18 protein-coding genes and 1 pseudogene are annotated in these 22,924 nt (G+C 73.8%); 9 read left to right on the top strand and 10 right to left on the bottom strand.

Going from position 1 to position 22,924, the window contains the following annotated elements; genetic code table 11:
* Positions 1 to 104 precede the first annotated feature (104 nt).
* Positions 105 to 1,325, top strand: a complete 1,221-nt coding sequence (locus CXR04_RS03395) for a PP2C family protein-serine/threonine phosphatase (RefSeq protein WP_101420417.1) — start codon at positions 105 to 107, stop codon at positions 1,323 to 1,325.
* Here the strand turns inward: CXR04_RS03395 and CXR04_RS03390 are convergent.
* Both CXR04_RS03390 and CXR04_RS03385 read right to left on the bottom strand, forming a co-directional pair.
* The gene (locus tag CXR04_RS03390; protein ID WP_101420416.1) at positions 1,259 to 2,653 is read right to left on the bottom strand and encodes a cation:proton antiporter; all 1,395 of its coding nucleotides are present in this window, start codon (positions 2,651 to 2,653) and stop codon (positions 1,259 to 1,261) included. The two genes, CXR04_RS03395 and CXR04_RS03390, sit on opposite strands and share 67 nt — an antisense overlap.
* A 4-nt stretch (positions 2,654 to 2,657) precedes the next feature.
* Positions 2,658 to 3,131, bottom strand: a complete 474-nt coding sequence (locus CXR04_RS03385) for a cation:proton antiporter regulatory subunit (protein ID WP_101420415.1) — start codon at positions 3,129 to 3,131, stop codon at positions 2,658 to 2,660.
* 271 nt (positions 3,132 to 3,402) lie between these two features.
* Here CXR04_RS03385 and CXR04_RS03380 point away from each other — a divergent pair, with 271 nt between their 5' ends.
* Positions 3,403 to 4,068 carry a response regulator gene (locus tag CXR04_RS03380; RefSeq protein ID WP_101420414.1) on the top strand — a complete coding sequence of 222 codons (666 nt, stop codon included), beginning with the start codon at positions 3,403 to 3,405 and terminating at the stop codon, positions 4,066 to 4,068.
* Between the two features lie 131 nt (positions 4,069 to 4,199).
* On the opposite strand, the gene CXR04_RS03375 is transcribed toward CXR04_RS03380, so the two are convergent.
* Positions 4,200 to 5,609 (bottom strand): MFS transporter, encoded by a 1,410-nt coding sequence (locus CXR04_RS03375; protein ID WP_101420413.1) that lies wholly within the window; start codon positions 5,607 to 5,609, stop codon positions 4,200 to 4,202.
* Between the two features lie 92 nt (positions 5,610 to 5,701).
* Between CXR04_RS03375 and CXR04_RS03370 the strand changes: the two genes are divergently transcribed.
* Positions 5,702 to 6,313 (top strand): TetR/AcrR family transcriptional regulator, encoded by a 612-nt coding sequence (locus CXR04_RS03370; RefSeq protein WP_101420412.1) that lies wholly within the window; start codon positions 5,702 to 5,704, stop codon positions 6,311 to 6,313.
* Positions 6,314 to 6,348: 35 nt separating this feature from the next.
* Here the strand turns inward: CXR04_RS03370 and CXR04_RS03365 are convergent, their stop codons facing one another.
* Positions 6,349 to 7,764 carry a hypothetical protein gene (locus CXR04_RS03365; RefSeq protein ID WP_101420411.1) on the bottom strand — a complete coding sequence of 472 codons (1,416 nt, stop codon included), beginning with the start codon at positions 7,762 to 7,764 and terminating at the stop codon, positions 6,349 to 6,351.
* Positions 7,765 to 7,921: 157 nt separating this feature from the next.
* Here CXR04_RS03365 and CXR04_RS03360 point away from each other — a divergent pair, with 157 nt between their 5' ends.
* The 6 genes from CXR04_RS03360 to CXR04_RS03335 all read left to right on the top strand — a co-directional run bounded on the left by CXR04_RS03360 (position 7,922) and on the right by CXR04_RS03335 (position 15,999).
* The gene (locus CXR04_RS03360; RefSeq protein WP_101420410.1) at positions 7,922 to 8,920 is read left to right on the top strand and encodes a sensor histidine kinase; all 999 of its coding nucleotides are present in this window, start codon (positions 7,922 to 7,924) and stop codon (positions 8,918 to 8,920) included.
* Between the two features lie 395 nt (positions 8,921 to 9,315).
* Complete coding sequence (locus CXR04_RS03355) at positions 9,316 to 11,820, top strand: GH116 family glycosyl-hydrolase (protein WP_101420409.1); 2,505 nt, start codon at positions 9,316 to 9,318, stop codon at positions 11,818 to 11,820.
* 303 nt (positions 11,821 to 12,123) lie between these two features.
* A complete protein-coding gene (locus tag CXR04_RS03350; protein WP_234380029.1) occupies positions 12,124 to 13,410 on the top strand; it encodes an ABC transporter substrate-binding protein in 1,287 nt (428 codons plus the stop codon).
* Positions 13,407 to 14,351: a carbohydrate ABC transporter permease gene (locus tag CXR04_RS03345; protein ID WP_101420408.1), complete on the top strand. Its 945-nt coding sequence runs from the start codon at positions 13,407 to 13,409 to the stop codon at positions 14,349 to 14,351. The genes CXR04_RS03350 and CXR04_RS03345 overlap by 4 nt, the downstream gene beginning before the upstream one ends.
* Entirely contained in the window at positions 14,348 to 15,193 is an 846-nt protein-coding gene (locus CXR04_RS03340; RefSeq protein ID WP_101420407.1) for a carbohydrate ABC transporter permease, read from the top strand. Before CXR04_RS03345 ends, CXR04_RS03340 begins: the two co-directional genes overlap by 4 nt.
* Positions 15,190 to 15,999: a hypothetical protein gene (locus CXR04_RS03335; RefSeq protein ID WP_234380028.1), complete on the top strand. Its 810-nt coding sequence runs from the start codon at positions 15,190 to 15,192 to the stop codon at positions 15,997 to 15,999. The genes CXR04_RS03340 and CXR04_RS03335 overlap by 4 nt, the downstream gene beginning before the upstream one ends.
* 72 nt (positions 16,000 to 16,071) lie before the next feature.
* Here CXR04_RS03335 and CXR04_RS03330 read toward each other — a convergent pair whose 3' ends face one another.
* From CXR04_RS03330 to CXR04_RS03305, 6 genes and pseudogenes are all read right to left on the bottom strand, one after another.
* Positions 16,072 to 18,510, bottom strand: a complete 2,439-nt coding sequence (locus tag CXR04_RS03330; RefSeq protein ID WP_101420405.1) for a hypothetical protein — start codon at positions 18,508 to 18,510, stop codon at positions 16,072 to 16,074.
* 106 nt (positions 18,511 to 18,616) lie between these two features.
* A pseudogene (locus CXR04_RS36825) lies at positions 18,617 to 19,281 on the bottom strand (LamG-like jellyroll fold domain-containing protein); the annotation flags it as partial.
* 86 nt (positions 19,282 to 19,367) lie between these two features.
* Complete coding sequence (locus CXR04_RS03320) at positions 19,368 to 19,787, bottom strand: hypothetical protein (protein ID WP_234380027.1); 420 nt, start codon at positions 19,785 to 19,787, stop codon at positions 19,368 to 19,370.
* A 44-nt stretch (positions 19,788 to 19,831) separates the two neighbouring features.
* Positions 19,832 to 20,671: a carbohydrate ABC transporter permease gene (locus tag CXR04_RS03315; RefSeq protein WP_101420404.1), complete on the bottom strand. Its 840-nt coding sequence runs from the start codon at positions 20,669 to 20,671 to the stop codon at positions 19,832 to 19,834.
* Positions 20,661 to 21,614 (bottom strand): carbohydrate ABC transporter permease, encoded by a 954-nt coding sequence (locus CXR04_RS03310; RefSeq protein WP_101420403.1) that lies wholly within the window; start codon positions 21,612 to 21,614, stop codon positions 20,661 to 20,663. Before CXR04_RS03310 ends, CXR04_RS03315 begins: the two co-directional genes overlap by 11 nt.
* Positions 21,615 to 21,624: 10 nt before the next feature.
* On the bottom strand, positions 21,625 to 22,920 hold the full coding sequence (locus CXR04_RS03305) for an ABC transporter substrate-binding protein (RefSeq protein WP_101420402.1): 1,296 nt from the start codon (positions 22,918 to 22,920) through the stop codon (positions 21,625 to 21,627).
* Positions 22,921 to 22,924: the final 4 nt, after the last annotated feature.

Below are 22,924 nucleotides of genomic sequence, written 5' to 3'. Positions count from 1 at the left end.
CGGGCTCCGTTCCGCGGTCTGCCGGCCGCCGCCGCGCCCGCCGCTGGGGGTACCTCCCGGCGGGCCGTTCCCGCGGGTGGGGCTCCGCCGCGCATGCTGGGGAGATGTCCGTCGCCACGTTCGTTTCGTCCCGGTGGTTCGTGGCGGCGCTCTTCGTCGTCATCACGTTCGCCGACCTCGTGACCGCCCGGGGCCAGTCGCTCGGGGCCCTGTTCTCCATCCTCCCCGTGCTCGTCGCGGTGAACGGCGGGCGGCGGGCCGTCGTCGCCGCCGGGGCGGTCGGGGTGGTGCTGGCCGCGCTGCTGAGCTGGTACAACCACGACGCCGGGCAGGCCCGGTTCTTCGCCCGGTTCATCGCCGTCGTCGGCGCCACCGGGCTCGGGCTCGTCCTCCAGGCGGTGCGTGTCGACCGCGAGACGCGGCTCGCGCGGGCGCAGCGGATCGCGGACGTGGTGCAGCGGGCGCTGCTGCCGGTGCCGCCGCACCGCGTGGGGCCCTTCGACGTCGCCGCGACCTACGCGTCCGCCGCGCACGACGCGCAGGTCGGCGGCGACCTGTACGACGTCGTGGACACCGGCTCCGGGCTGCGCGCCGTGATCGGCGACGTACGCGGCAAGGGGCTGCCCGCCGTGCGCATCAGCGGCGGCGCGCTCGGTGTCTTCCGCGCCGTCGGGCACGACGAGCGGAACCTGCCGCTGATCGCCCACCGGATGGAGTACAGCGTGCTGCGCGAGGCGGGTCCCGAGGACTTCGTCACCGTGCTGCTCGTCGAGGTCACCACGGGGGGCCGCTGCACCCTCCTGTCGTACGGGCATCCCCCGCCGCTGGTACGCAACGTCGCCGGCGAGGTGCGCGAGGCCCCCGTCGCCGCACACCCCCCGATCGGCCTCGGCCTGCTGCGGGACCCCGCCCCGGAGGACCGCGGAGGCGGCGAGTACGGAGCAGCCGGCGGCCCCGGAGACTCCGGCGTCGTCTCCGCCACCGACCCCGCCATCGACCCCCTCGCCGGCGCCCCCGGCGGCACCCCCGCGCGGACCACCGAGCTGATCCTCGCCCCCGGCGACGAACTGCTCCTGGTCACCGACGGCGCCCTGGAGGCCCGCAACGCCGCCGGCGAGTTCTACCCGCTGGCCCCGCGCTACGCCGCCTGCCTCGGCCCGGACGACCCGCCCGCCGAGGTGCTCGCCGCGCTCAACGCCGACATGCGCGTCTACTGCGGCGGCGAACTGGACGACGACTCCGCGCTCGTCCTGCTGCGCTACACGCCGCCGCTGCCCGGCGAACGCTCATCCTCCGCCGGCGCCGGCGCCGTCCCGCCCCGCTGAGCCGGCAGCCGCGGCACCTCGGCCGCACCGGCCTCCGCGAGCGCTTCGCCGTCCCCGGCGCGGTCCGCCCCGGCGTCCGCCTCCGCGTCCGCCGCCGCCTTTGCGTCCGCCTCGGCGGCAGCCGCCGCGCGCTCCGCGGCCAGCGCCTCCCGCTCGGCGTGCCGTTCCTCGCGCCACGCCGTCACCCGCAGCGCGACTGGCTCCGTGTACCGCGCCGCCAGCGGTCCGACGATCACCAGCACCAGCACGTACGCCGTCGCCAGCGGCCCCAGCTCCGGCTCGATCCCGGCGGTGACCGCGATCCCCGCGATGACGATGGAGAACTCGCCGCGCGCGACCAGCGTGCCGCCCGCCCGCCAGCGGCCCTTCGCCGAGATCCCGGCGCGTTTCGCCGCCCAGTGCCCCGTGGCGATCTTCGTCAGCGCCGTCACGACCGCCAGCGCCAGCGCCGGCAGGATCACCGGCGGGATCGACTGGGGGTCGGTGTGCAGGCCGAAGAAGACGAAGAACACCGCGGCGAAGAGATCCCGCAGCGGACTGAGCAGGTTGTGCGCGCCCTCCGCGACCTCGCCCGACAGGGCGATGCCCACCAGGAACGCGCCCACCGCCGCCGACACCTGGAGCTGCTGCGCGAGCCCGGCGACCAGCAGCGTCAGCCCGAGGACGACGAGCAGCAGCTTCTCGGGGTCGTCGCTGGAGACGAAGCGGGAGATCAGCCGCCCGTAGCGGACGGCGATGAACAGCACCGCGCCCGCCACCCCGAGGGCGATGGCCAGCGTGGCGCTGCCCTGCGCGATGCCGACGCCGGCGACCAGCGCGGTGACGATCGGCAGGTACACCGCCATCGCCAGGTCCTCCAGGACCAGCACGCTGAGGATCACCGGGGTCTCGCGGTTGCCGAGCCGGCCGAGGTCGCCGAGGACCTTGGCGATGACGCCGGAGGAGGAGATCCAGGTGACGCCGGCCAGCACCACGGCGGCGACGCCGCCCCAGCCCAGGAGCAGCGCCATGACCGCGCCCGGCAGGGCGTTGAACGTGAAGTCGACGACCCCGGCGGGGTACTGGGTCTTGAGGTTCGAGACCAGGTCGCTGGCCGTGTACTCCAGGCCCAGCATGAGCAGCAGCAGGATGACGCCGATCTCGGCGCCGATCGCCACGAAGTCCTCGCTGGCGCCCAGCGGCAGCAGCCCGCCCTCGCCGAAGGCGAGCCCGGCCAGCAGGTACAGCGGGATGGGGGAGAACTGGAAGCGGCCCGCGAACCGCCCGAGCAGGCCGAGCCCGAGGATGATCGCACCGAACTCGATGAGGAAAACCGCGTAGGAGTGCAAGCGCTCACTCCCGCCCGAGCAGCGCCGCGGCCGCCTCGATGCCCTCGCGGGTGCCGATCACGATGAGCGTGTCGCCGCCGGCGAACCGGAAGTCGGGGGTGGGGGAGGGGATGGCCTCCGCGCGCCGCAGGACGGCCACGATCGACGCGCCCGTCTCGGTACGGATCCGCGTCTCGCCCAGCACCCGGCCGTTCCAGTACGACGTGCCCGACAGCTCGACGCGCTCGGCGACCAGCCCCAGGTCGGTGGTGTGCAGCAGGTTGGGGCTGTGGTGCGAGGGCATGAGCGCGTCGATGAGCGCCGCCGTCTCGGCGCCGTTCAGATGCAGCGACTGCATGCAGGCGTCCGGGTCGTCGGAGCGGTAGACGTTGATCGACCGGGTGCCGTCCCGGTGCGCGATCACCGACAGGTGCTTCTTCTGCGCACGAGTGGTGAGGTCGTACTTCACGCCGATGCCCGGCAGTGGCGTGGTGCTCATCCTTGGAGCAGGCACGGCCCGTCCCCTTTCCGACTTCCGCTGATTGTCGCGCGTCCGCGGCCCCGGGATTCGGGCAGCCGATCCCCCCGCGCGGCGCAGCGGATATCGTGCCATCCCGTCGTACGGCGGGAACATGGGTGTCAGCACGGATGGACAGCCGGGCCCCTGCCGGGCCACCATCAGTGCCGGGACAGTCGTCTTCTCCGCCGGTCGCAGCCCCGGGCAGGCCCGGTCCCGCCCGCTGCGTCCACCGTCCCCAGGGAACCCGCGAATGAACCGAGCGGTCAAGGCCCGCGTCCTGCTCGCCGACGACCACGCCCTCGTACGCCGCGGGATCCGGCTCATCCTCGACGCGGAACCCGACCTGACCGTCGCCGCGGAGGCGGGCGACGGCGCCGAGGCCGTCGTGCTCGCCCGGGACCCGACGGTGGACCTGGACCTGGCGATCCTGGACGTCGCGATGCCCCGGCTGACCGGGCTGCAGGCGGCGCGGGAGCTGTGCCGGGTACGGCCGGGGCTGCGGATACTCATCCTGACGATGCACGACAACGAGCAGTACTTCTTCGAGGCGCTGAAGGCCGGTGCCGCGGGCTACGTGCCGAAGTCCGTCGCCGACCGGGACCTCGTCGAGGCGTGCCGGGCCGCGCTGCGCGACGAGCCGTTCATCTACCCGGGCGCCGAGACGGCGCTCATCCGCCGCTACCTCGACCGCGCCCGCCAGGGCGACCCGCTGCCGGCCCGGCCGATCACGGAGCGGGAGGAGGAGATCCTGAAGCTCGTCGCCGAGGGGCACACCTCGAAGGAGATCGGGGACCTGCTGGTCATCAGCGCCAAGACGGTGGAGCGGCACCGGGCCAACCTGCTGCAGAAGCTGGGCCTGCGCGACCGCCTGGAGCTGACCCGGTACGCGATCCGCGCGGGCCTGATCGAACCCTGACGCCGCGCCGGGCGCGAGCCGGCCGGTGAACCGCCCGACCGGGTGCCCCCGGCCGGGAGACCGGCGGGGTACGGCCCGATGGCCGCCCCCGCCGCCCCCCGTTCTCCGGCAGCCGGCTCAGGGCCGCCCGCTCAGGCCGCCTGCTCCGCGGCCTCCGGTGCCGTCCGCCCCGGGGTCAGCGCCCCCGCGACCGCCGCCGACACCGCCGCCGCGACGGCCACCACCGTGAACGCCTCCGTGAACCCCTCCAGCGTGCTGCCGACGAGGCTCGCCGCCGCGACGCTGGAGACCACCGCGGCGCCCAGCGAGGCGCCGAACTCGTGGAAGGTGCTCACGATGCCGGAGGCGATCCCCGCCTCGTGCGGCGCCACCCGTCCCAGCGCCGTCGCCGAGGCGACCACGAACATCGCGCCCGTGCCCAGCGCCGCGACCGTCACCCCGATCGCGACCGTCACCGGCCGCATCGAGATCGCGGGCACCGCCAGCCCGGCCGCCGCGGCGGTCAGCGCGGCGATGGCGGGCGTCCGCGCGCCCGTCCGGCCGATCAGCCGGCCCGTGAGGTCCGCCCCCAGCATCGCCGCGAACGCGACGGGCAGGAAGAGCAGCCCGGTGCGCAGCGCCCCGTAGCCGCGGGCGTGCTGGTAGTAGAACGTGCCCAGGAAGAACACGGCCACCATCAGCGCCGTCGCCATCAGGATGAGGAACGCGCCCGTGGCCACCGGCCGCCGGGCCAGCAGCCGCACGTCCATCAGCGGGCTGCGCGCGCGCCGCTGCCAGCCGGTGAACAGCAGGTAGCCGACGGCGGCGAGCAGGACGAGCCCGGCGGTGCGGGCGGTGAGCCAGCCGCGTTCGCCGGCGTCGATGAGCCCGTAGATCAGCGTCGCCGTCGAGGCCGTCACCAGGGCCGCGCCGAGCAGGTCCACCCGCGACCGCTCCGCGGGCGCGGGGCGGGCCGGCAGCAGCACGGCGAGCACGGCGACGATGACGAGCCCGATGGGCACGTTGACGTAGAAGACCCACGGCCAGCCCGGGCCCGCGGTCAGCAGCCCGCCGAGGAGGACGCCGAGCGCCGCGCCGCCGCCGCCGAGCGCGGACCAGATGCCCAGGGCCTTGTTGCGCTCCTCGCCCTCGAAGAGCGTGACCACGAGCGACAGCGCCGCGGGCGACAGCAGCGCCGCCCCGACGCCCTGCGCAATGCGCCCGGCGACGAGCGTGCCGCCGGACTCGGCGAGCCCGGTGGTCAGGGACGCCGCGGTGAAGACCAGCAGCCCGGCGAGGACCACCCGCTTCGGGCCGATCAGGTCCGCGATCCGCCCGCCGAGCAGCATCAGCCCGCCGAACGTCAGCGTGTACGCGCTGACCGTCCAGGTCAGCGCCGCGCGGCCGAGCCCGAGGTCGGACCCGATGTGCGGGAGCGCGATGGCCACCACGGTGACGTCGAGGATCAGCATGAGCTGGGCGACCCCGAGGAACCCGAGGATGCGCCAGCGGGCGGGGTGGCGCCCTTCCTTGGTCGTGTGCCCGGCCTCGTGCGAAGTCATCAGTGCCCTCCTGGTATCTCGTACGTTGGCGTACGAGTTTTCTCACCGGGGACTGTAACGCAAACATTCCCGTACGAGTTAAGCTGGCCCGCATGACCGCCTCCCCCCGCTCACGGGCTGCCGCGCGCCCGCGCCGCCGGGCCGACGCCGAACGCAGCATCGCCCGCATCGTCGCCGCCGCCCGGGAGGAGCTGCGCTCCGATCCCGCCGCGACCACCGACGACATCGCGAAGGCCGCGGGCGTGGGCCGGATGACGCTCTACGGGCACTTCAAGACCCGCGCCGACCTGGTCGACGCGGCGCTCAGGGACGCGGTGGAGGACGGCGACCGGACGCTGGCGGCGGTGGATCTGGGGGGCGACGCGTACGAGGCGATGCTCCGGCTGCTGGTGTCGAGCTGGGCACTGGTCGCGGAGTCCGCGGCGCTGCTGACCGCCGCCCAGGGCGTGCTGCCCGCGGGCCGGGTGCGCGAACTGCACGCGGGCCCGGCGGCGCGCGTCGACGAACTCGTCCGCCGCGGCCGGGACCAGGGCGTCTTCCGCACCGACATGCCGACCGCCTGGCTCGTCGGCGTGGTGCAGCACATCCTGCACGGCGCCGCGGAGGAGGTCCGCGCCGGCCGGCTGGAGATGGCGCCGGACGAGCTCTCCGACGTGGTCACGAAGTCGGTGCTGGCGGTGCTGGCGACGCCGCCCGGCCCGTAGCCCGCCTGTGCCGGCCGGCGGGACGGGCGGCGGGCTCAGCTTCCGCCCGGGTACGCCCTGTTCGTGATCTCCACCGCGTCCTGGTGCACCAGCCAGCGCGTCAGATACGCCCAGCCCGCGTGCATCGCCACCCACTCCTCCCGGCCCTGGTACGGGTCCGCGTCCTCGGGTGCGTACGTCCGCCCGTCCGCGTGCCGCTCCTGCATCGCCAGCGCGCGGCCCGCGTGCAGCCGCTCCCAGTACGCGCCGCCGGCGCTCGCCCGGCCGTCGAGCCGCAGCTCGCGCGCCACCACGTCCATCGCGACGAAGTCCATCCGGCGCGACGGGCCCCAGCTCGTGCCCTGCGGGAAGTAGATCTCGTCCGAGCCGCGCACGTACATCGTGCCGCCGGGGGCGGCGTACGGCGGGCTGGTGAACCGCCGGTCCGCGAGGGCGGCGTAGACGACGTCGAAGTTGTGCAGGGCCGCGCGCGGGGCGGGTTCGCCGGCGAGCGCGGACGTGAGGACGGCGTGGGTGTTCTGCACGGCGGTGGCCATGTAGTCGGGGTGGACGATGCCGTGGTTGACGACGAGGCCGTCCTCCTCGGCGTTCCAGCCGCCGACCCAGCGGGACACCGGCTTGCCGTGCAGCACCCGGCGGCCGGCGAGGTCGGAGGGGCGGGCGAAGGCGGAGATCATCAGCTCCAGGTTCGCCTGCCGCCAGGCGGGCGCGTTGCGGTGGCCGGGCATCATCGCGGTGGCGACCTGGAGCAGCATCGCGTTCCACGAGTTCTCCTCGGCCTTGCTGTCGCCGGGGGTCTGCTCGACGCCGTCGCGGTCCTTCCAGTACGGCACGTCGTAGCCGCGGAAGCGGTCCGCCTCGTACTCGGTCATCACGCGCACCCACTCCCGCTCGGCGGGCGTCAGGTCGTCCCAGAGCAGCCAGCCGGCGAACCCGGCCATCGCCGCCCACAGCGCGCTCTGCCACGCGTCGCCCCAGCCGCCCGCCTCGGTGGCGCGGTGGTGCCCGGCCACCGAGGTCAGCAGGCGCACGGCGGTCGCGCGGGCCCGCGGCTCCGCGACGCCGGTGCCCTCCGCGTCGTACGCGCCCGTGGCCAGCGCGGCGGCGAGCGCGAACGCCTCGGCGGCGACGGGGCGCACCCGGTGCTCGCCGGTGCCGCCGAGGTCGAGCAGACCCTCGTCGCCCTGGTTCCCGAAGCGGTCGTCGTACCAGGTCGTCAGCGCGTAGCGGTTGGCGTTGACCAGGATCGCGCGCAGTCGCGCGGCGTCCGCGCCCTGCGGCGGCCCCTTGCCGAAGTCCCGCCAGTCGACGGGCACGACCCGGGCGGACGGCGGCGGCGCGGGCGGCGCCGCCGCACCCGCGGGCAGCGCCGGGAGTCCGGCGAGGAGCGTCGCGAGCAGCGCGACGAGGAGCACGAGACGCGGCCGTCCGCCGCTTCCTGCAAGACCCATGGCGCTGCCTCCTCCGGAGCCGTACGACCCGTCCCTTCCGGAAAGTAACCGCTTGCTACATCCTCGTGAACCCCTCCCGCACCCGGTCCGCCCGCGGCGGCCGCCCGCCGATCGCACATAGTGGTACGCACCGTACGTACCGAGGAGGCCCCGCCCCGTGTCCCTGTTCTGGCGGATCTTCGGGCTCAACGCCCTGGTGCTCGGCACGGCCACGGGTGTGCTGATGCTGGCGCCCGTGACCGTCTCCGCGTCGGTCCTGCTCGCCGAGGCCGTGGTCCTCGTAGCGGGCATGGGCGTCATGCTCGTCGCCAACGCCGCCCTGCTCCGCGTCGGCCTCGCCCCGCTCCAACGCCTCACCGGGCTGATGGCCACCGTCGACCTGCTCCGCCCCGGCCAGCGGCTCACCGTGCCGGGCACCGGCGACGTCGCCGACCTCATCAGCACGTTCAACGCCATGCTCGACCGGCTGGAGGCCGAGCGCGCCGCCAGCACCGGGCGCGCGCTGTCCGCGCAGGAGGCCGAGCGGCGGCGCATCGCGCAGGAGCTGCACGACGAGGTGGGGCAGAGCATGACCACCGTGCTGCTGGAGCTGAAGCGCGCCGGCGAACGCGCGCCGGAGGCGCTCCGCGAGGACCTGCGGCGGGCGCAGGAGACCACCAGGGAGAGCCTGGAGGAGGTGCGCAGGCTGGCCCGCCGGCTGCGGCCCGGGGTGCTGGAGGATCTCGGCCTGGTCAGCGCGCTGACCTCGCTGGGTACGGACCTCGCGGGGCACACCGGGATGCGGGTGGAGCGGCGCCTCGATCCCGGCCTGCCGTCGCTGGACCCGGACGTGGAGCTGGTGCTCTACCGCGTCGCGCAGGCGGCGCTGACGAACGTCGTACGGCACGCCGCGGCGGACCGGGTCGGGCTGAGCCTCGTGCGCACCGGCGCCGCGGTGCAACTGCGGGTCGCGGACGACGGCCGCGGGGTGGGCACCGCCGCCGAGGGCGCCGGGATCCGCGGCATGCGCGAACGGGCCCTGCTCGTCGGCGCGGACCTGGACGTCACGCGGGCCCCGGGCGGCGGCACGCAGGTGGTGCTCACCGTCCCCGCCGGGGGCCGCCCCCGCACGGAGACGCCGGACGGCGGCCAGGACCCGTCCGCGGCGCGGCGGTAGCCGTACGGCACACGGGGCTCCCACCCGGCCCCCGCGCTCCGCGCCGGACTCCGGGCGCCCGGGGCGGGACGCCGGGCAGCGGCCGGTCCCGTCCGCCGCGCGGCCGATCGATCCGGACACACCGTGCGCGGCACCCGGCGCACCGCGGCGGTCGCCGGACGAGTCGTCGACGAGGCGCCGGACGGTGCCCCGGGCCGCGGCCGGCCTCGTGCGCCACACGGCGGGGGCCGGTCCGGACCTGCCCCGTGCCGCCCCCGGGTCCCGTCGCGCCGGGCGTGATCACCTCCGTACGGCACCTGCCGGATGAAATCGATTTCGGCTACCGTCCCCTACCAGCGAGCACCCCCCGGGACGGGCCTGCGCGCCCGCACCGGCACCCGAGGAAGCGAGGACCCATGCACGACACCCCCTGGCCGGTGGTACGCCGCTACCGAGGCGACCGGCTCGCCCACATCGCCATGCCGGTCGGCGGCATCGGCACCGGCTCCATCGGCTTCGGCGGACGCGGCCAACTGCTCGACTGGGAGCTGTTCAACCGGCCCGCCAAGGGCTTCACCCCCGACTCGTTCTTCTGCCTGCGCGCCGAGGGCGCCGCCGGGTCCTTCACCCGCGTCCTCGAATCGGCCCTGCTCCCCGGCGAGTACGCGGGCCACGGCGGCAGCCCGTCCGCCCTGCACGGCCTGCCCCGGTTCCGCGAGGGCGAGTTCGCCGCCGCCTACCCCCTCGGCCAGGTGCGGCTGACCGACCCGGAGCTGCCGGTGGCGGCGACCGTACGGGTCTTCAACCCGCTCGTCCCCGGCGACGCCGACGCCAGCGGCATCCCCGCCCTCGTCTACCGGGTGACGGTCCGCAACACCGGCACCGAGGAACTGGCCGTCGACGTCTGCGGCAACCTCCAGCACGTCGCGGGCCGCCGCCACACCGGCGGCCTGCCCGCGGGCAACGTCTTCCGCCTCGTCGAACTCGACGGCGCCACCGTCCTGGCCGGGCACACCACCGAGGTCGCCGCGGGCGACGAGAGCTGGGGCACGCTGGCGCTCGCCGCCCTCGAAGGGCCCGTCACCAGCCACCGGCTGACCTGGGCGCGCCGCTCCTGGGGCGACTCGCTGCTGGACTTCTGGGACGACTTCGCCGCCGACGGCCGGCTGGCCGAGCCCGCCGAGGGCGCCCGCGTACCCACCGGCTCCCTCGTGGTCTCCGACCGCCTCCCGGCAGGTGCCGAGCGGGAGTTCACCTTCGTCGTCGCCTGGCACTTCCCGCACCGCCGCGGCTGGAGCCACCGCTTCCAGGGCCCGCCCGACTACGGCCACAGCACCGACACCGTCGGCAACCACTACGCCACCCGCTACACCGACGCCGCCGACGTGGTCCGCAGGCTCGCGCCCCGGCTGCCGGACCACGAGCGCCGCACCCGCGCCTACGTCGAGGCCGTCACGACCTCCAGCCTGCCGCCCGCCGTGCAGGACGCGGTGCTCTCCAACGCCGCCGTGCTGAAGACGCCGACCTGCTTCCGCATCGCCGACGGCACCTTCCTGGCCTGGGAGGGCGGCAACCCCGACCACGGGAGCTGCCACGGCAGTTGCACGCACGTGTGGAACTACCAGTACGCGCTGGAGCAGCTCTTCCCCGACCTGGCGTGGACGATGCGCGAGGTCGAGTTCGCGTACGCGCTGGACGAGCGCGGCATGATGAGCTTCCGCGCCGGGCTGCCGCTGGACCGCGAGGGCACCGGCTGGCGCATCGCCGCCGCCGACGGGCAGCTGGGCGCCCTCGTCCGGCTCTACCGCACCTGGCGGCTGACCGGGCGCGACGACCTGCTGGCGGCGCTGTGGCCGGGCGCCCGCCGGGCGCTCGAGTTCGCCTGGATCCCGCTCGGCTGGGACGCGGACCGCGACGGGCTGATGGAGGGCTGCCAGCACAGCACCAGCGACGTCGAGTACTACGGGCCGAGCGGCGTCAACCAGTCCTGGTACCTGGCGGCGCTCGCCGCCTGCGAGCGGATGGCGCGGGCCCTCGGCGACCACGCGTTCGCCGCCACCTGCGCGGAGGTGCTGGCCGGCGGCGCGGCCAGGACGGACGCGGAGCTGTTCAACGGCGCGTACTACGAGCAGAAAGTGCTGCCCGCCGGCTCCGCAGACAACATCGCCGAGGGCCTGCGCATCCGCTACGACGGCGACAACCCCGACGTCGGCTCCGACGACCTCGTCGATCCCGACCTGCAGATCGGCCCCGGCTGCATGGGCGACCAGCTCGCCGGCCACACGTACGCCGTGCTCTGCGGCCTCGACGACCGGCTCGACCCCGCACACACCAGGACGGCGCTGCGCAGCGTGCTGCGGCACAACCACCGCGGGGAGTTCCACTCGCACATGAACCATTTGCGCACCTTCGCGCTCGGCGACGAGCACGGGCTGCTGAACTGTACGTATCCACACGGCGGCCGGCCGACGCGACCGTTTCCGTACTGCAACGAGGTATGGACGGGCGTGGAGTACACCGCGGCCCTCGGGCTCGCCGCGCAGGGCGACAGGGAGGCGGCGGAGCACGTGGTGGCGGACGTCCGGGACCGCTACGACGGGCGGGTGCGCAACCCGTTCAACGAGGTGGAGTGCGGCAACCACTACGTGCGCTCCATGGCCTCGTTCGGGCTGGCGCACGCGTGGCCGCGGACGGTGGTGGACGCCGGCGCCGGGACCGTGGAACTCGACCCGCTGCCGGGCCGCTGGCCGGTCGTCGCCGGGGGGCACGTGGGGGTCGTGCACGTCACCGCGGGCCCGGACGGGGCCGCGGCGGAGGCGGTGTGGGAGCCGGTCGCGGAGGAGGGCGGGGGGCCGCTCACGGTGCGGCTGCGCGCGGCGGCCGCGGGCGCGGGGGAGGCCGCCGCGCCGCCGCCCGCGTAGCGGGGACACCCGGTCCGTACGGACGGGGGCACCCGGCTCGTACGGGCCGGGCACCGCCCCCGTACCGGCGGGGAACGCCCGCCCCGTACCGGCGCTTACGGCCGCCCCCGCGGCGGCCGTACGGCGATTGCGCGTGCACGCCTCTTGACCCCCGCGGTGACGCGCTGCTTCCATGGCTGGCCATCAGGCAAGAAATCGATTTCACGCCCTGTTCCGCCCGTACGTACCGAAAAGTCCGTGCTGCCGAAAACCGGTGCCGGACCAGCGAGAGGAGCCGCAATGGGTTGGGTCGGACCGGGAGGAATGTCGCGCCGTCAGGTGCTGCGGTCGCTGGGCGCGGCGGCGCTCGCCGCGCCCGCCGCGGGGAGCCTGGCGGCGTGCGGGGGATCCGCGTCGGGGGACTCGTCCTCGCTCGACCTCGTGTATCTGGGCGACGCCACCCAGCAGGAGGCGTTCAACGCGCTCTTCGCCGAGTTCAACAAGTCCAAGCCGAAGGTGAAGATCAAGGCCCGCGGCATCGCCGCCGAGACCTGGGGCAACTTCGCCAACACGGTCTCCACCCAGATCGCCGGCGGCAAGGTCCCCGACATCGTCCAGGTCGCCACCGAGGGCCAGCGGCTGTTCGCCTCCAAGAGCCTCCTGGAGCCCCTCGACGCGTACATGGACAAGGACAAAAGGATCGTCGAGGACTACTTCTCCGACACCGACCCCAAGCTGCGGGAGTGGACCGAGACCTACGGCTCCACCGACGGCAGGACGTACTACATACCCGGCGGCTACAACACCTCGGTCCTGTACTGCAACACCAAGGTCTTCGCCGACGCCGGCGTCGACCTGCCGGAAGCGGAGTGGACCTGGGACGACTTCCGCGCCGCCGGCGAGCGCATCAAGGCGAAGACCGGCGCGTTCCTACTGCCCGCAGGATTCGCGTTCCCGTTCCTCGACATCATGCCCTGGCTGCTCACCAACGGCGCCAGCACCCACAACGCCGCCTGGGACGAGGCGACGTTCGACAGCCCCGCGGCCGTCGAGGCCGCCGAGTACGTCAAGAGCCTCATCGACGAAGGACTCTCGCCCAAGCCGGGCGGCAACTTCAACGCCGCGGGCCAGCTCCAGAAGGGCAAGCTCGCCACCTTCGGCGCCGGCCGGTGGGCCACCCTCGACATGCGCCGGCTCAAGCTCACCGACTCCGTACGCATTGTGCCCTGGCCGAGCAACACCAAGGCCGGCGCCACCGTCGGCTGGGACGGCTGGCCGATCCTGCGCGCCTCCAAGAACAAGGACGCCGCCTGGGAGTTCCTCAAGTGGATGATGTCGAAGGAGGCGTCCACCTTCTACGCCGCCTCCGGCGGCACCAACATCCCCGCCCGCAACTCCGTCGCCGCCGGCCCCGCGTTCACCGACGACGCCCCGGCCGGCACCGAGAACCTGCCCGCCGCCCTCGGCTACGGCACCCCCATCCCGTCGCCCGAGCGCGGCGCCGAGGCCCAGGCCGCCATCACCCAGGGCTGGCAGGCGGCCATCCTCGGCAACCAGCCCGCCGCCGAGGCCCTGGGCAGCGCGAACGACAAGCTCAGCGGGCTGCTGTGACCCTGACCCAGGCACGGCCCAAGCGGGCCGCCGCCCCGCGCCAGGCGGCGCGCGGCGGCGGCCGGTTCCGGCGCGGCGAGTGGGTCGGGTACGCGTTCCTCAGCCCGGCGCTGCTGCTCTTCCTCGCCTTCGTGGCCGGGCCGTTCGTCGTCGCCATCGTGCTGGCCTTCTTCAGTTGGGACATGCTCACCCCCGCCGAGTTCAACGGCGTCGGCAACTTCACCGAGATGTTCTCCGACCCGCTGCTCTACGAGGCACTGGCCAACACCTTCGTCTTCGCCTTCGCCTCCGTCATCACCCACCTCGGCGGCGGGCTGCTGCTCGCCATGGGCGTCAACCGGATGATGAACAGGGCGCTTTCGTACTTCGTCCGCACCACGCTGTTCTTCCCGTTCGTCATCTCCTGGGCCGCGGTCGCGCTGCTCTGGAAGTACGTGCTCGACCCGACGTTCGGGCTCGTCACGCACTACGCCGGCGAGATCGGCGTCCAGCCGCCCGAGTGGTTCACCGACCCGGCGTGGGCGCTGCCCGCCATCATCGCCATCGACTTCTGGCACACCATCGGCTTCACCTTCGTCATCATGCTCGCCGGGCTGCAGACCGTGCCGCGCGAACTCCACGAGGCGGCGCGCGTGGACGGCGCCCGGCCGCACCAGGTCTTCTGGCGGGTGACCCTGCCGATGATGTCCCCGACGATCTTCTTCGCCGCCGTCGTCACCTTCATCGGGGCGTTCCAGATCTTCGACCCCGTGCAGATCATCACGCCCGACGGCGGGCCGGAGAACTCGACCATCACCATCGTCATGTACCTCTACCAGAAGGGCTTCCAGTCCTTCCAGATCGGCTACGCCGCGGCCGTGTCCATCCTGGTCTTCGTGATCATGATGGCCGTCACGCTGCTGCAGTTCTGGGGCTCGCGGAAGTGGGTGCACCAGCAGTGACCGTACGGACCCGCAGCCGCCGGCGCGGACGCCCGGCCCACCTGCTCCTCGAACTCCTCCTGGTCGCCGTCGGGCTCGTCATGATCGCCCCGCTGGTCTGGCTCGTCGTGCAGAGCCTCACGGCGGAGGAGGCGGCCTTCGAACTGCCGCCCAACTGGATCCCCAAGCCCTTCACCACCGACAACTTCGCCGCCGTGCCGGACGCCATCCCGTTCGGCCGGATGGCGCTCAACAGCCTCCAGGTCGCGGTGATCGCCACCGTCGGCTCGCTGCTGGTCAGCGTGCTCGCCGCGTACGCCTTCTCCCGGCTCACCTTCCGCGGCCGGGACGGGATCTTCCTCGTGCTGCTCAGCGCGCTGATGATCCCGGCGCAGATGACGGTCATCCCCGTCTTCGTGCTGATGCGCAACCTCGGCCTCATCGACTCGCTGCCCGCGCTCTGGCTGCCCGCGCTGATCAACGTCTTCTCGATCTTCTTCTTCCGGCAGTACTTCAACACCATCCCGCGCGAACTGGACGAGGCCGCGCGCATCGACGGCGCCGGGCACCTGTGGATCCTCTTCCGGATCATCGTGCCACTGTCGGGACCCGCGCTCGCGGCGATGGCGATCCTGACGTTCCAGGCCGTCTGGAACAACTACCTCGGCCCGCTGATCTTCCTCAGCACCCCGGAGAACATGACGCTGCCGGTGGGCCTGGTCACCCTCCAGGCCAGCCACGGCGGTTCGCCGGTGGTGGTGTTCGCGGCGATCACGGCGGTGGTGGTGCCGGTGCTGGCGCTGTTCCTGGTCTTCCAGCGCTCGTTCGTGGCGAGCATCGCGCAGGCGGGACTGCGCGGATGAGGCGGCCCGCGACGACGGTCCCGGGGACCGGCCGGATCGGGTACGGGGCCACGGCACCCGCCGCCGCCGTACGGGCCCGAGCCGCGGCGGGCCCGTCTGCCCCGCCTCCGGTTCCGTCACCGGTCGCCGAGGACGACGTGCTGCGGCGGGTGCTGCGCGGGGCCTGGCCGAGCCTGCCGGCGCTGGCCGTCGCGGGTGCGGCGGTCTGCGCCGCGGGCACCGTCGCCGTCCTCCTCGCGCCGGGCGTCACCCCCGTCTCCGTACTCGTCGCCGCCGTGCTCACCGGCCCCTGGCTGGCCGCGCTCACCGCCGCGGCCGACCGGATCGCCGCGGACGGCGAGGCCGGGCTCTGCGACTGGGGGCGCGGGCTGCGCGCGCTGTGGCGGTTCGGTGCGGCACAGACACTGGTGCCCGCGGTGCCGGCGGCGGCGTTCCTGGCGGCGCTGGCGCTGTGGCAGCAGTCGCAGAGCGTGTGGCTGCTTCCGTCGCTGGCCGCCGGGGGCGCGTGTGCCGTGGCCGGGCTGCTGGCCCTGCCGGCCGCGCTGTCCCTCGGTGCCGCCCGGCCGGGGCTGCGGGGCCGGCTGCTGTGGATCTGCGCGGCGCACCTGGTCGCCCGCCGCCCGACGCGGTTCCTCGCCGCCCCGTCGCTGGCGCTGCTGGGGCTGTGGGCCTCGCTGCGCTGGACGGCCTCGCTGCTGCTCCTCGTCCCGCCGCTGGTGGCCCTGGTCGCGGCCGCCGCGACTGCGACGGCCCTGGCCCACCACGCCATGGCCACGGCCGGGGGAGAGGAGCCGGACCGGGGCTGACGGCGTACACCAGGCGCCGGCACGCCACCGTACGCCGTCAGTCCCCTGCTGCCGCCCGGTCCGCGCTGCCGGTCAGTCCTCGTGGCGGGCGATGCGTTCGTCGTTGAGTGCGTTCACGGCGCCGCGGGCGTCGCCGATCGTGGCGTAGTCGACGGCCACCAGGTTCACCGGGCGGCCGCGGGCCCGTTCGCACTCGCGGGCCCGGTCGAGCACGAAGTCGCGGGCGTTGATGCGGCCCGCGTCCAGCCGGCTGCCGCCGCTGTTGGTGATGAAGTGGTTCATGAGGAAGAGCTGCTTGTCCTCGCCGCCGCGGTTCGGCGCGCACGTCATGTCCTCCGGCGTACGGAACGCGAACGGGGTCTCCATGCCGTATCGGTAGAAGTTGCGGTACCAGGGCGCCGGGCCGTCCGCCTTCTCCGCGAACACCACCAGGCGCCGGTCCTCGTCGATCATCTCGCCGAGCGTCGGCCACGGCTTGTCCGGGTCGTCGTCCGGGGTGAAGAGCAGGTCCTCCAGCCCGGCCCTGCGCATCGCGGCGGCGGTGTCGGCGCCGCTGATGCCGTCCTGGACCACCAGCGTGACCACGTCCGACGGGTTCTGCTCCAGCCAGTCGCCGATCTTCTCCAGCTCGGGCACGAGCGGCAGGGCGCCGCCGCGGCAGACGGCGTGGCAGAGCCAGGTGCCCTTGCGGGGCGGGTCGACGGTGTTGAGTACGGAGCGGATCTGCCGCTGCATGGTCGGGGTGAAGTCCGACTCCGCCAGCCGTTCGGTGATCTCCGGCGGGGTCTCCCAGCGGTGGGTGTCGACCAGCAGGGCGCGTACGCCCCCATTGAGCTGGCCGGTGATCGACGGGTCCTGCAAGGGGGCGATGAAGCGGTCCTGTGAGGTGGCCATCGCGTTGTGCGAGGCGAGCTGGGCCACCTCGTCGTAGCGCAGCTCGCACAGTTCCTCGCGCCCGTTGCAGCGGCGGTCGGACTCGCCGCCGAAGGCGTTGGGGACGAAGACGGCGCCGGCCAGCGCCGCGACGACCACGCCGACCGCACCCCAGCGGTAGCGCGGCGGCATGGGCGGGGCGTGTCCGGCTGTGGCGGGAGCGGGCGGTTCGGCGGCGCCGGGTTCCGCGGCGCCGGGGCCGCCCGTTCCCGGCTCTCCGGCACCCGGCTCGCCGGTCTCCGGCGCCTCGGCGCTCTCCGGCCCGCCGGCCCCGGATTCTGCGGCCGCCGGCTCTGCGGTCGTCCCCGCCTCGGCCACCGCCGCCCGCGCCGCGGCGATCGCCGTCGCCCTGCGGTGCCACAGCCAGCCGCCGGCGGCCAGCAGCACCCCCGCCGTCAGCGGCACCGCCGCCGTCGTCAGCGCGACCGTGTAGAGCCGGTCCAGCGCCGTGCGCTGGACGTCGGCCAGCAGCCGGGCGGCGGAGTCCGGCCAGTTCCCCGGCGCGGCGGCGATGCTGCCGCCGACCATCCCGCGCACCACCAGCGCCAGCACGAACGTCAGCGCGCCGCCGCACGCCAGCGCCCCGCCGATGCGCATCAGCCGGCGGCCCGGGGCGCGCGGCCCGTACCGCCACAGCACGCCCAGCGAGGCCAGCCCCAGCAGGACCGCACCGGTCTGCACCCAGCCCAGGCCCAGCTTGGTGAAAGAACGGGCCTCGCGCGCCGGGCCCAGCTCGTCGCCGCCGGAGCCGAACTCGGAGGCCAGGTCCCACGACACCCCGTCCGCCGTGTTCCGCAGCGCGGACGCCGCGCTCTCCTCCCGCCCGGAGAAGAGCGCGGGCCCGACCTCCGCGAGCGCCGTGGCCAGGTCGCCGACGCCGAGTGCGGCGAGCAGCCGCGGGCGCAGCTCCGCCCGCTCGTCCGCGGGCACGGCCCGCAGCACCGTGTCGGTGGCGGTCCTCGCCTGCGCCTCGGTGAGGTCGAGGGTCGGCAGGCCCTCGGGGCGCTCGCCGTCGGCGATCCGGTTCACGGCCTCGCCCAGGTCGGACTGGAAGGCGGCGTAGTCGGGGGCGGGCTTGTCCTGGAGGTTCGCGACGACGTCGGCGAAGTGGACGTTGCCCACGGCGCCGAGGTTGTCGAGCACCGGCCGCAGGTCGACCTCCAGGGTCAGGTCGTCCTTCTCGCCGCGCAGGTACGCCACCGCGTCCCCGATGACGTCCTCGGCCAGGGCGCGCGCGGTGGTCGGCGGCAGGACCGTCTTGAGGTTCGAGGTGACGACGGACTCGGGCACGGGCAGCCGGGCGAGCAGGTCGCGGGTGACGCCCGACGCCTCAGGGTCGACCAGCACCTGGTCGTAGAGCCGGTCGTAGGCGTGCTCCCGGTCGAGCGCGGCCCGGTAGAAGCCCGCGTCGGCGACGGTGGAGCGGGCCGTACCCGCGATGACCAGGACCGACGTGGCGAGCGCCGCGACCACGAAGGCGAGCCACCGCAGGACGACGGCGTCCCGCGGCGGCGCGGCCTCCCCGACCCGCCGCACGATGCGGGCGAGCCGGGCTCTGAGCTTGTCGAACAGGGTCATACGCGGTTCCTGCCTGCTGTTGCCCCCCGAGCCTACGGGCTGCGCGCAGGAAACGCCCCGGACCGTGATCCGCGCCCGCCGCCGGGCGCCGCCGGGCCCCGCCCCGTCAGGGGGCGGCGGGGGTGAGGAAGTCCCGCGGGGACAGCGCCCCGGCCACGATGCGGGTGTCGCCGATCCAGCCGTTGAAGCCCTGCCCGAACCTCTCGTCGAACTGCGTGGTCGCCGATGACGAAGGGCTTGCCGAGGGTGGCGATGCCGGTGGAGCGCCGGGTGGGGTTGCGGGGGATCTTCGAGCCGTCCACGTACACGATCGTGCGGCGGCCGTCGTTGACGACGGCCAGGTGCATCCAGCGGCCCACCGGCAGCGTGTGGCTCCACGAGGTGGGGTCGGCGTCCTGGCGGTGCGGGTAGACGACGAACCGGAGGAACCGCTCGGGGGAGAGGTTCAGGCTGGCACGTCGGCTCGTCCGGCGACCAGCCGGTGGTCTTGCCCGCCTCGCCGTTGCGGCCCTCCCAGCTCAGGATGCCCATCCAGGCGTGGTCGCCCTCGAAGGGCTCCGGCAGCTTCACGAAGGTCTCGATCGTGTAGCCCGAGGTGAACTTCTCGCTGTTGAGCGGCGCACCCGCGGCCGTGGTCAGGATCGCGCCGCGGTCCGGGCGCTTGCCGCCGCCGAACCGCAGGCCGGCGTGCGCGGGCTGGCCCGCGTGGTGGCCTTCCGACCAGGTCAGCGCGGTGGGGCCGCTGTCGTGGAGCCGGCGTACGGTCAGGTCGGGGGTTGCCTCGCCGAGCACGAACACCGGCCGGCGGGCGCCGAACCCGACGACGCGCACCGAGTCGTGCACGTCGACGGGCCAGGTCAGCCGGTACGTGCCCGCGGGGACGAGGACGACGCCGCCGCCGTCGCCGTGCGGGAAGTCGCGGGCGCCGCCGAGGATGTCGCCGAGCTTGTCGGCGATGCCCGGCGGGACGCCTCGTCGACGGCGGCCTGGAGCGCCGCGGTGTCGTCGCCCTCGCCGTCGCCGTGCACGGCGAAGCCGGGCCCGCCGAGGAGGACGGCGCCCGGGTCCGGCGGGCGGGCGGTGTACGACGAGCCGAAGCGGACGGGGTCCCACGACGGCCCGCCGGCCGCCGCGGTGGCGGACGGAGCGGTGGCGGCGGTGGCGGACGCGGCGGTGGCGGCTCCGGTGGCGGCACCGCCGAGGGCGAGCGCCGTGCCGCCGGCGGTGGCGCCGCGCAGCACGCTGCGGCGGCTCATGGCGGATGAGGACGAGGACATTGCGGCTCCTGCGGCAGGAGGGAACGTACGGGAACGGAAGGCGGTCACTTCAGACCGGTGTGCGCGAGGCCCTCCACGAACTGGCGCTGCGCGAAGACGAACACGGCCAGCACCGGCAGCGCGGTCAGCGACGCGGCGGCGAGCTGCACGTCCCACATCGGGCCGCCGTAGGCGTCGGTGAACTGCGTCAGCGCCTGCGGCAGCGTGAACTTCTCCGGCGTGGAGAGGTACACGATCGGCTCCAGATACAGGTTCCAACTGTGCAGGAACGTGAAGATCCCGACCGCCGCCAGCGCCGGCCGCGCCAGCGGCAGCGCGATGCGCCAGTAGATGGCGAAGCGGCCCAGGCCGTCCATCCGCGCCGCCTCCTCCAGCTCGGCCGGCAGCGTGATGAAGAACTGCCGCATGATGAACGTCGCCAGCACGCTCGGCGCGCCGAGGACCGGCACCAGAACCAGCGGCCAGTGGGTGTCCGTCAGCCCCCAGTCGTTGAACATCTGGAACAGCGGCACGATGGTGACCTCGCTGGGGATCAGCAGGCCGGTGAGCACCACCAGGAACAGCGCGTTCTGGCCGCGGAAGCGGATGCGCGCGAAGGCGTAGCCGGCCATCGACGACACCGCGAGGGTGCCTGCGGTCACCACCACCGCGATGTACATGCTGTTCCAGTACTGCTGCGCGAACGGCTGGAGGTCGAAGACCCGCTCGTACGCGCCGAACCCGGGGTCGCCGGGCAGGAGCGACGGCGGGAACGCGAAGATCTCGCTCGCCGGCTTCAGCGACGACGTCACCATCCACCACGTCGGGAAGACGAAGGGGACGAGGAGCACCAGCAGCACCCCGTAGAGCACGAGCCTGGCGCGCCGGGGCAGCTTATGACTCATGGAAGACCCACTTCTTGCGCATCTGCCACTGCACGACGGTCAGCACGAGCACGATGAGGAAGAGCAGCACGGAGAGCGTCGCGCCGTAGCCGAAGTGGTGGAACTCGAACGCCTGCTGGTAGAGGTAGTAGACGAGGACCGTGGTGGAGTTGCCGGGGCCGCCCTGGGTGAGCACGGCGATCTGGGCGAACACCTGGAGCGAGCCGACCACCGTGATGATCGAGGTCAGCAGGATCGTCGGGCTGATCAGCGGCACCGTGATGCGCAGGAACTGCCGCCAGCGCCCGGCGCCGTCCACCGTGGCGGCCTCGTACAGCTCCCGCGGCACGCCCTGCAGCGCGGCCAGGAACAGGACCATGTTCAGGCCCACGTTCTTGAAGACCTGCACGACGACCACCGAGATCACCGACGAGGTCTCGCCGCGCAGCCAGTTGGGCCCCTCGACGCCGATCAGGTCGAGCCCGGCGTTGATGCCGCCGTTCTTCTGCAGCAGGAAGCCCCACACGATCGTCCAGGCGACCAGCGAGACCACCACGGGCGAGAAGAACAGCGTGCGGAAGACGATGCTGCCGCGCAGTTTCTGGTTGAGCAGCACCGCGAGCGCCAGCGCGAGGCTCAGGTTCAGCACCACCAGGCCGACGGAGAAGAACGCGGTGGCGCGCAGCACGCCCGGCAGCTTGGGATCGTCGGCCAGCGCCCGGTAGTTGTCCGCGCCGACCCCGTGGAAGCTGCCGGCCAGCACGTTCCACTCGTGGAAGCTGTACCAGAAGACCAGGACCAGCGGGATCAGGACGAACAGGACGCTGCCCAGCAACTGCGGGGCGATGAACAGGTAGCCGGCCAACTGGTCCCGGCGGCGGGCGGTCCAGAAGGGCCGCCGGGGGCCGTCCCCGCGCGGGCGGGGGTCCGCCGCCTCGGCCCGGGCGCGTTCCAGGGTCGCCATGGCGGCGCCGTCACTTCTCCAGTTGCGGCTGGATCGCCGAGCAGACGTCCTGGAGCGTCTTCGCCACGTCGGCGTCCGGCTTCCACAGCGGGTCGAGCGCGGCGCGTACGGCGTCGAAGAGCTCGGCCTGGTTGGTGTGGGTGGGCTTGACCTTCCCGTTCTCGATGCCGCCGATGACGACCTCTTCGAGCTGCGCGGGCTTGAGCTGCGGGTTGCTCTTGGCGAGGGTGTCCGCGTCCAGTTGGGAGCTGCGGGCCTGCGGGAAGTAGCGGCCGAGGGCGGCGGAGTTCTTCTCGTTCGTCATGAACGCGAGGAAGTCGACGGCCTCCTCGACGTTGGCGCCGTTGCCGAGCACCCCGAGGCCGGCCTGCCCGATCACGTCGTACGAGCCCGCGGGACCCTCCGGCAGCGGCACGAAGTCCCAGCCGAAGCTGTCGTCCAGCAGCGAGGCGCGGCTGATCTGGGTGACGGTCATCGCCGCCTCGCCGGCGAAGAAGTCGGCCGTGGTGCCCGGTGCGGGCATCGCCTCGTCGGCGAAGATCGCGTCGTGCAGGAAGGTCATCGCACCGGTCATCTCCGGCTCGTCGAACGCGCAGGTCGTGCCGTCCTCGCTCCAGGGCTCGGCACCCCAGCCGTCCCAGACGGTGGCCAGGTTGTCCCACAGCTTGTAGTCGAAGTCGCGGATGACCATGCCGGCCTCGCCGGTCTCCTTCCGCACCGCGCCGCCGACCTTCGCGACCTCCTCCCAGGTCCACCTGCCCTGCTCGATCAGCTCGGCCGGGGCGGGCCGGCCGGCGTCCTTCAGCATGTCCGTGTTGACGAAGACGCCGAACGGGGAGGTGGAGAAGGGGTAGGCGTAGAGCTTGCCCTCGTGCTCCCACAGCTTCTTCGCCGCCGGCAGCACGTCCTTGTCGTCCTCGATCTCGGCGAGCGCGCCGGAGGCGACGAAGTCGGGCGCCGAGTTCTCGAAGATCCAGGCCAGGTCCGGGGCCTTGCCGCCGGCTATCTGGGTGGTCAGCGCGGTGGTGTAGCTCTCGACCGGCAGGGTGTCGAACTTGATCTCCTTCACCTCCGGGTGCTGCTTGCGGTAGTCCGCCGCGATCCCGTTCAGGAGCTTCAGATGCTCCTCGTTGCCGGTCCAGATGGTCATGCGCAGCGTGACCGGGCCGCCGTCGGAGCCGGAGCCGCCGTCGGAGCCGCCGCACGCGCTGAGCGCGAGCAGGCCGGCGGCGGCGAGGGCGACGGGCTTGCCGCGGACGAGGGTTCCCCGGCGGGGCCGGGTGCGAAGCCGTGATGGCGAAGACATGCGG

This window comes from Streptomyces sp. CMB-StM0423, from assembly GCF_002847285.1.
GTDB lineage: Bacteria > Actinomycetota > Actinomycetes > Streptomycetales > Streptomycetaceae > Streptomyces.
This window is presented reverse-complemented; position numbering and strand designations above follow the sequence as displayed.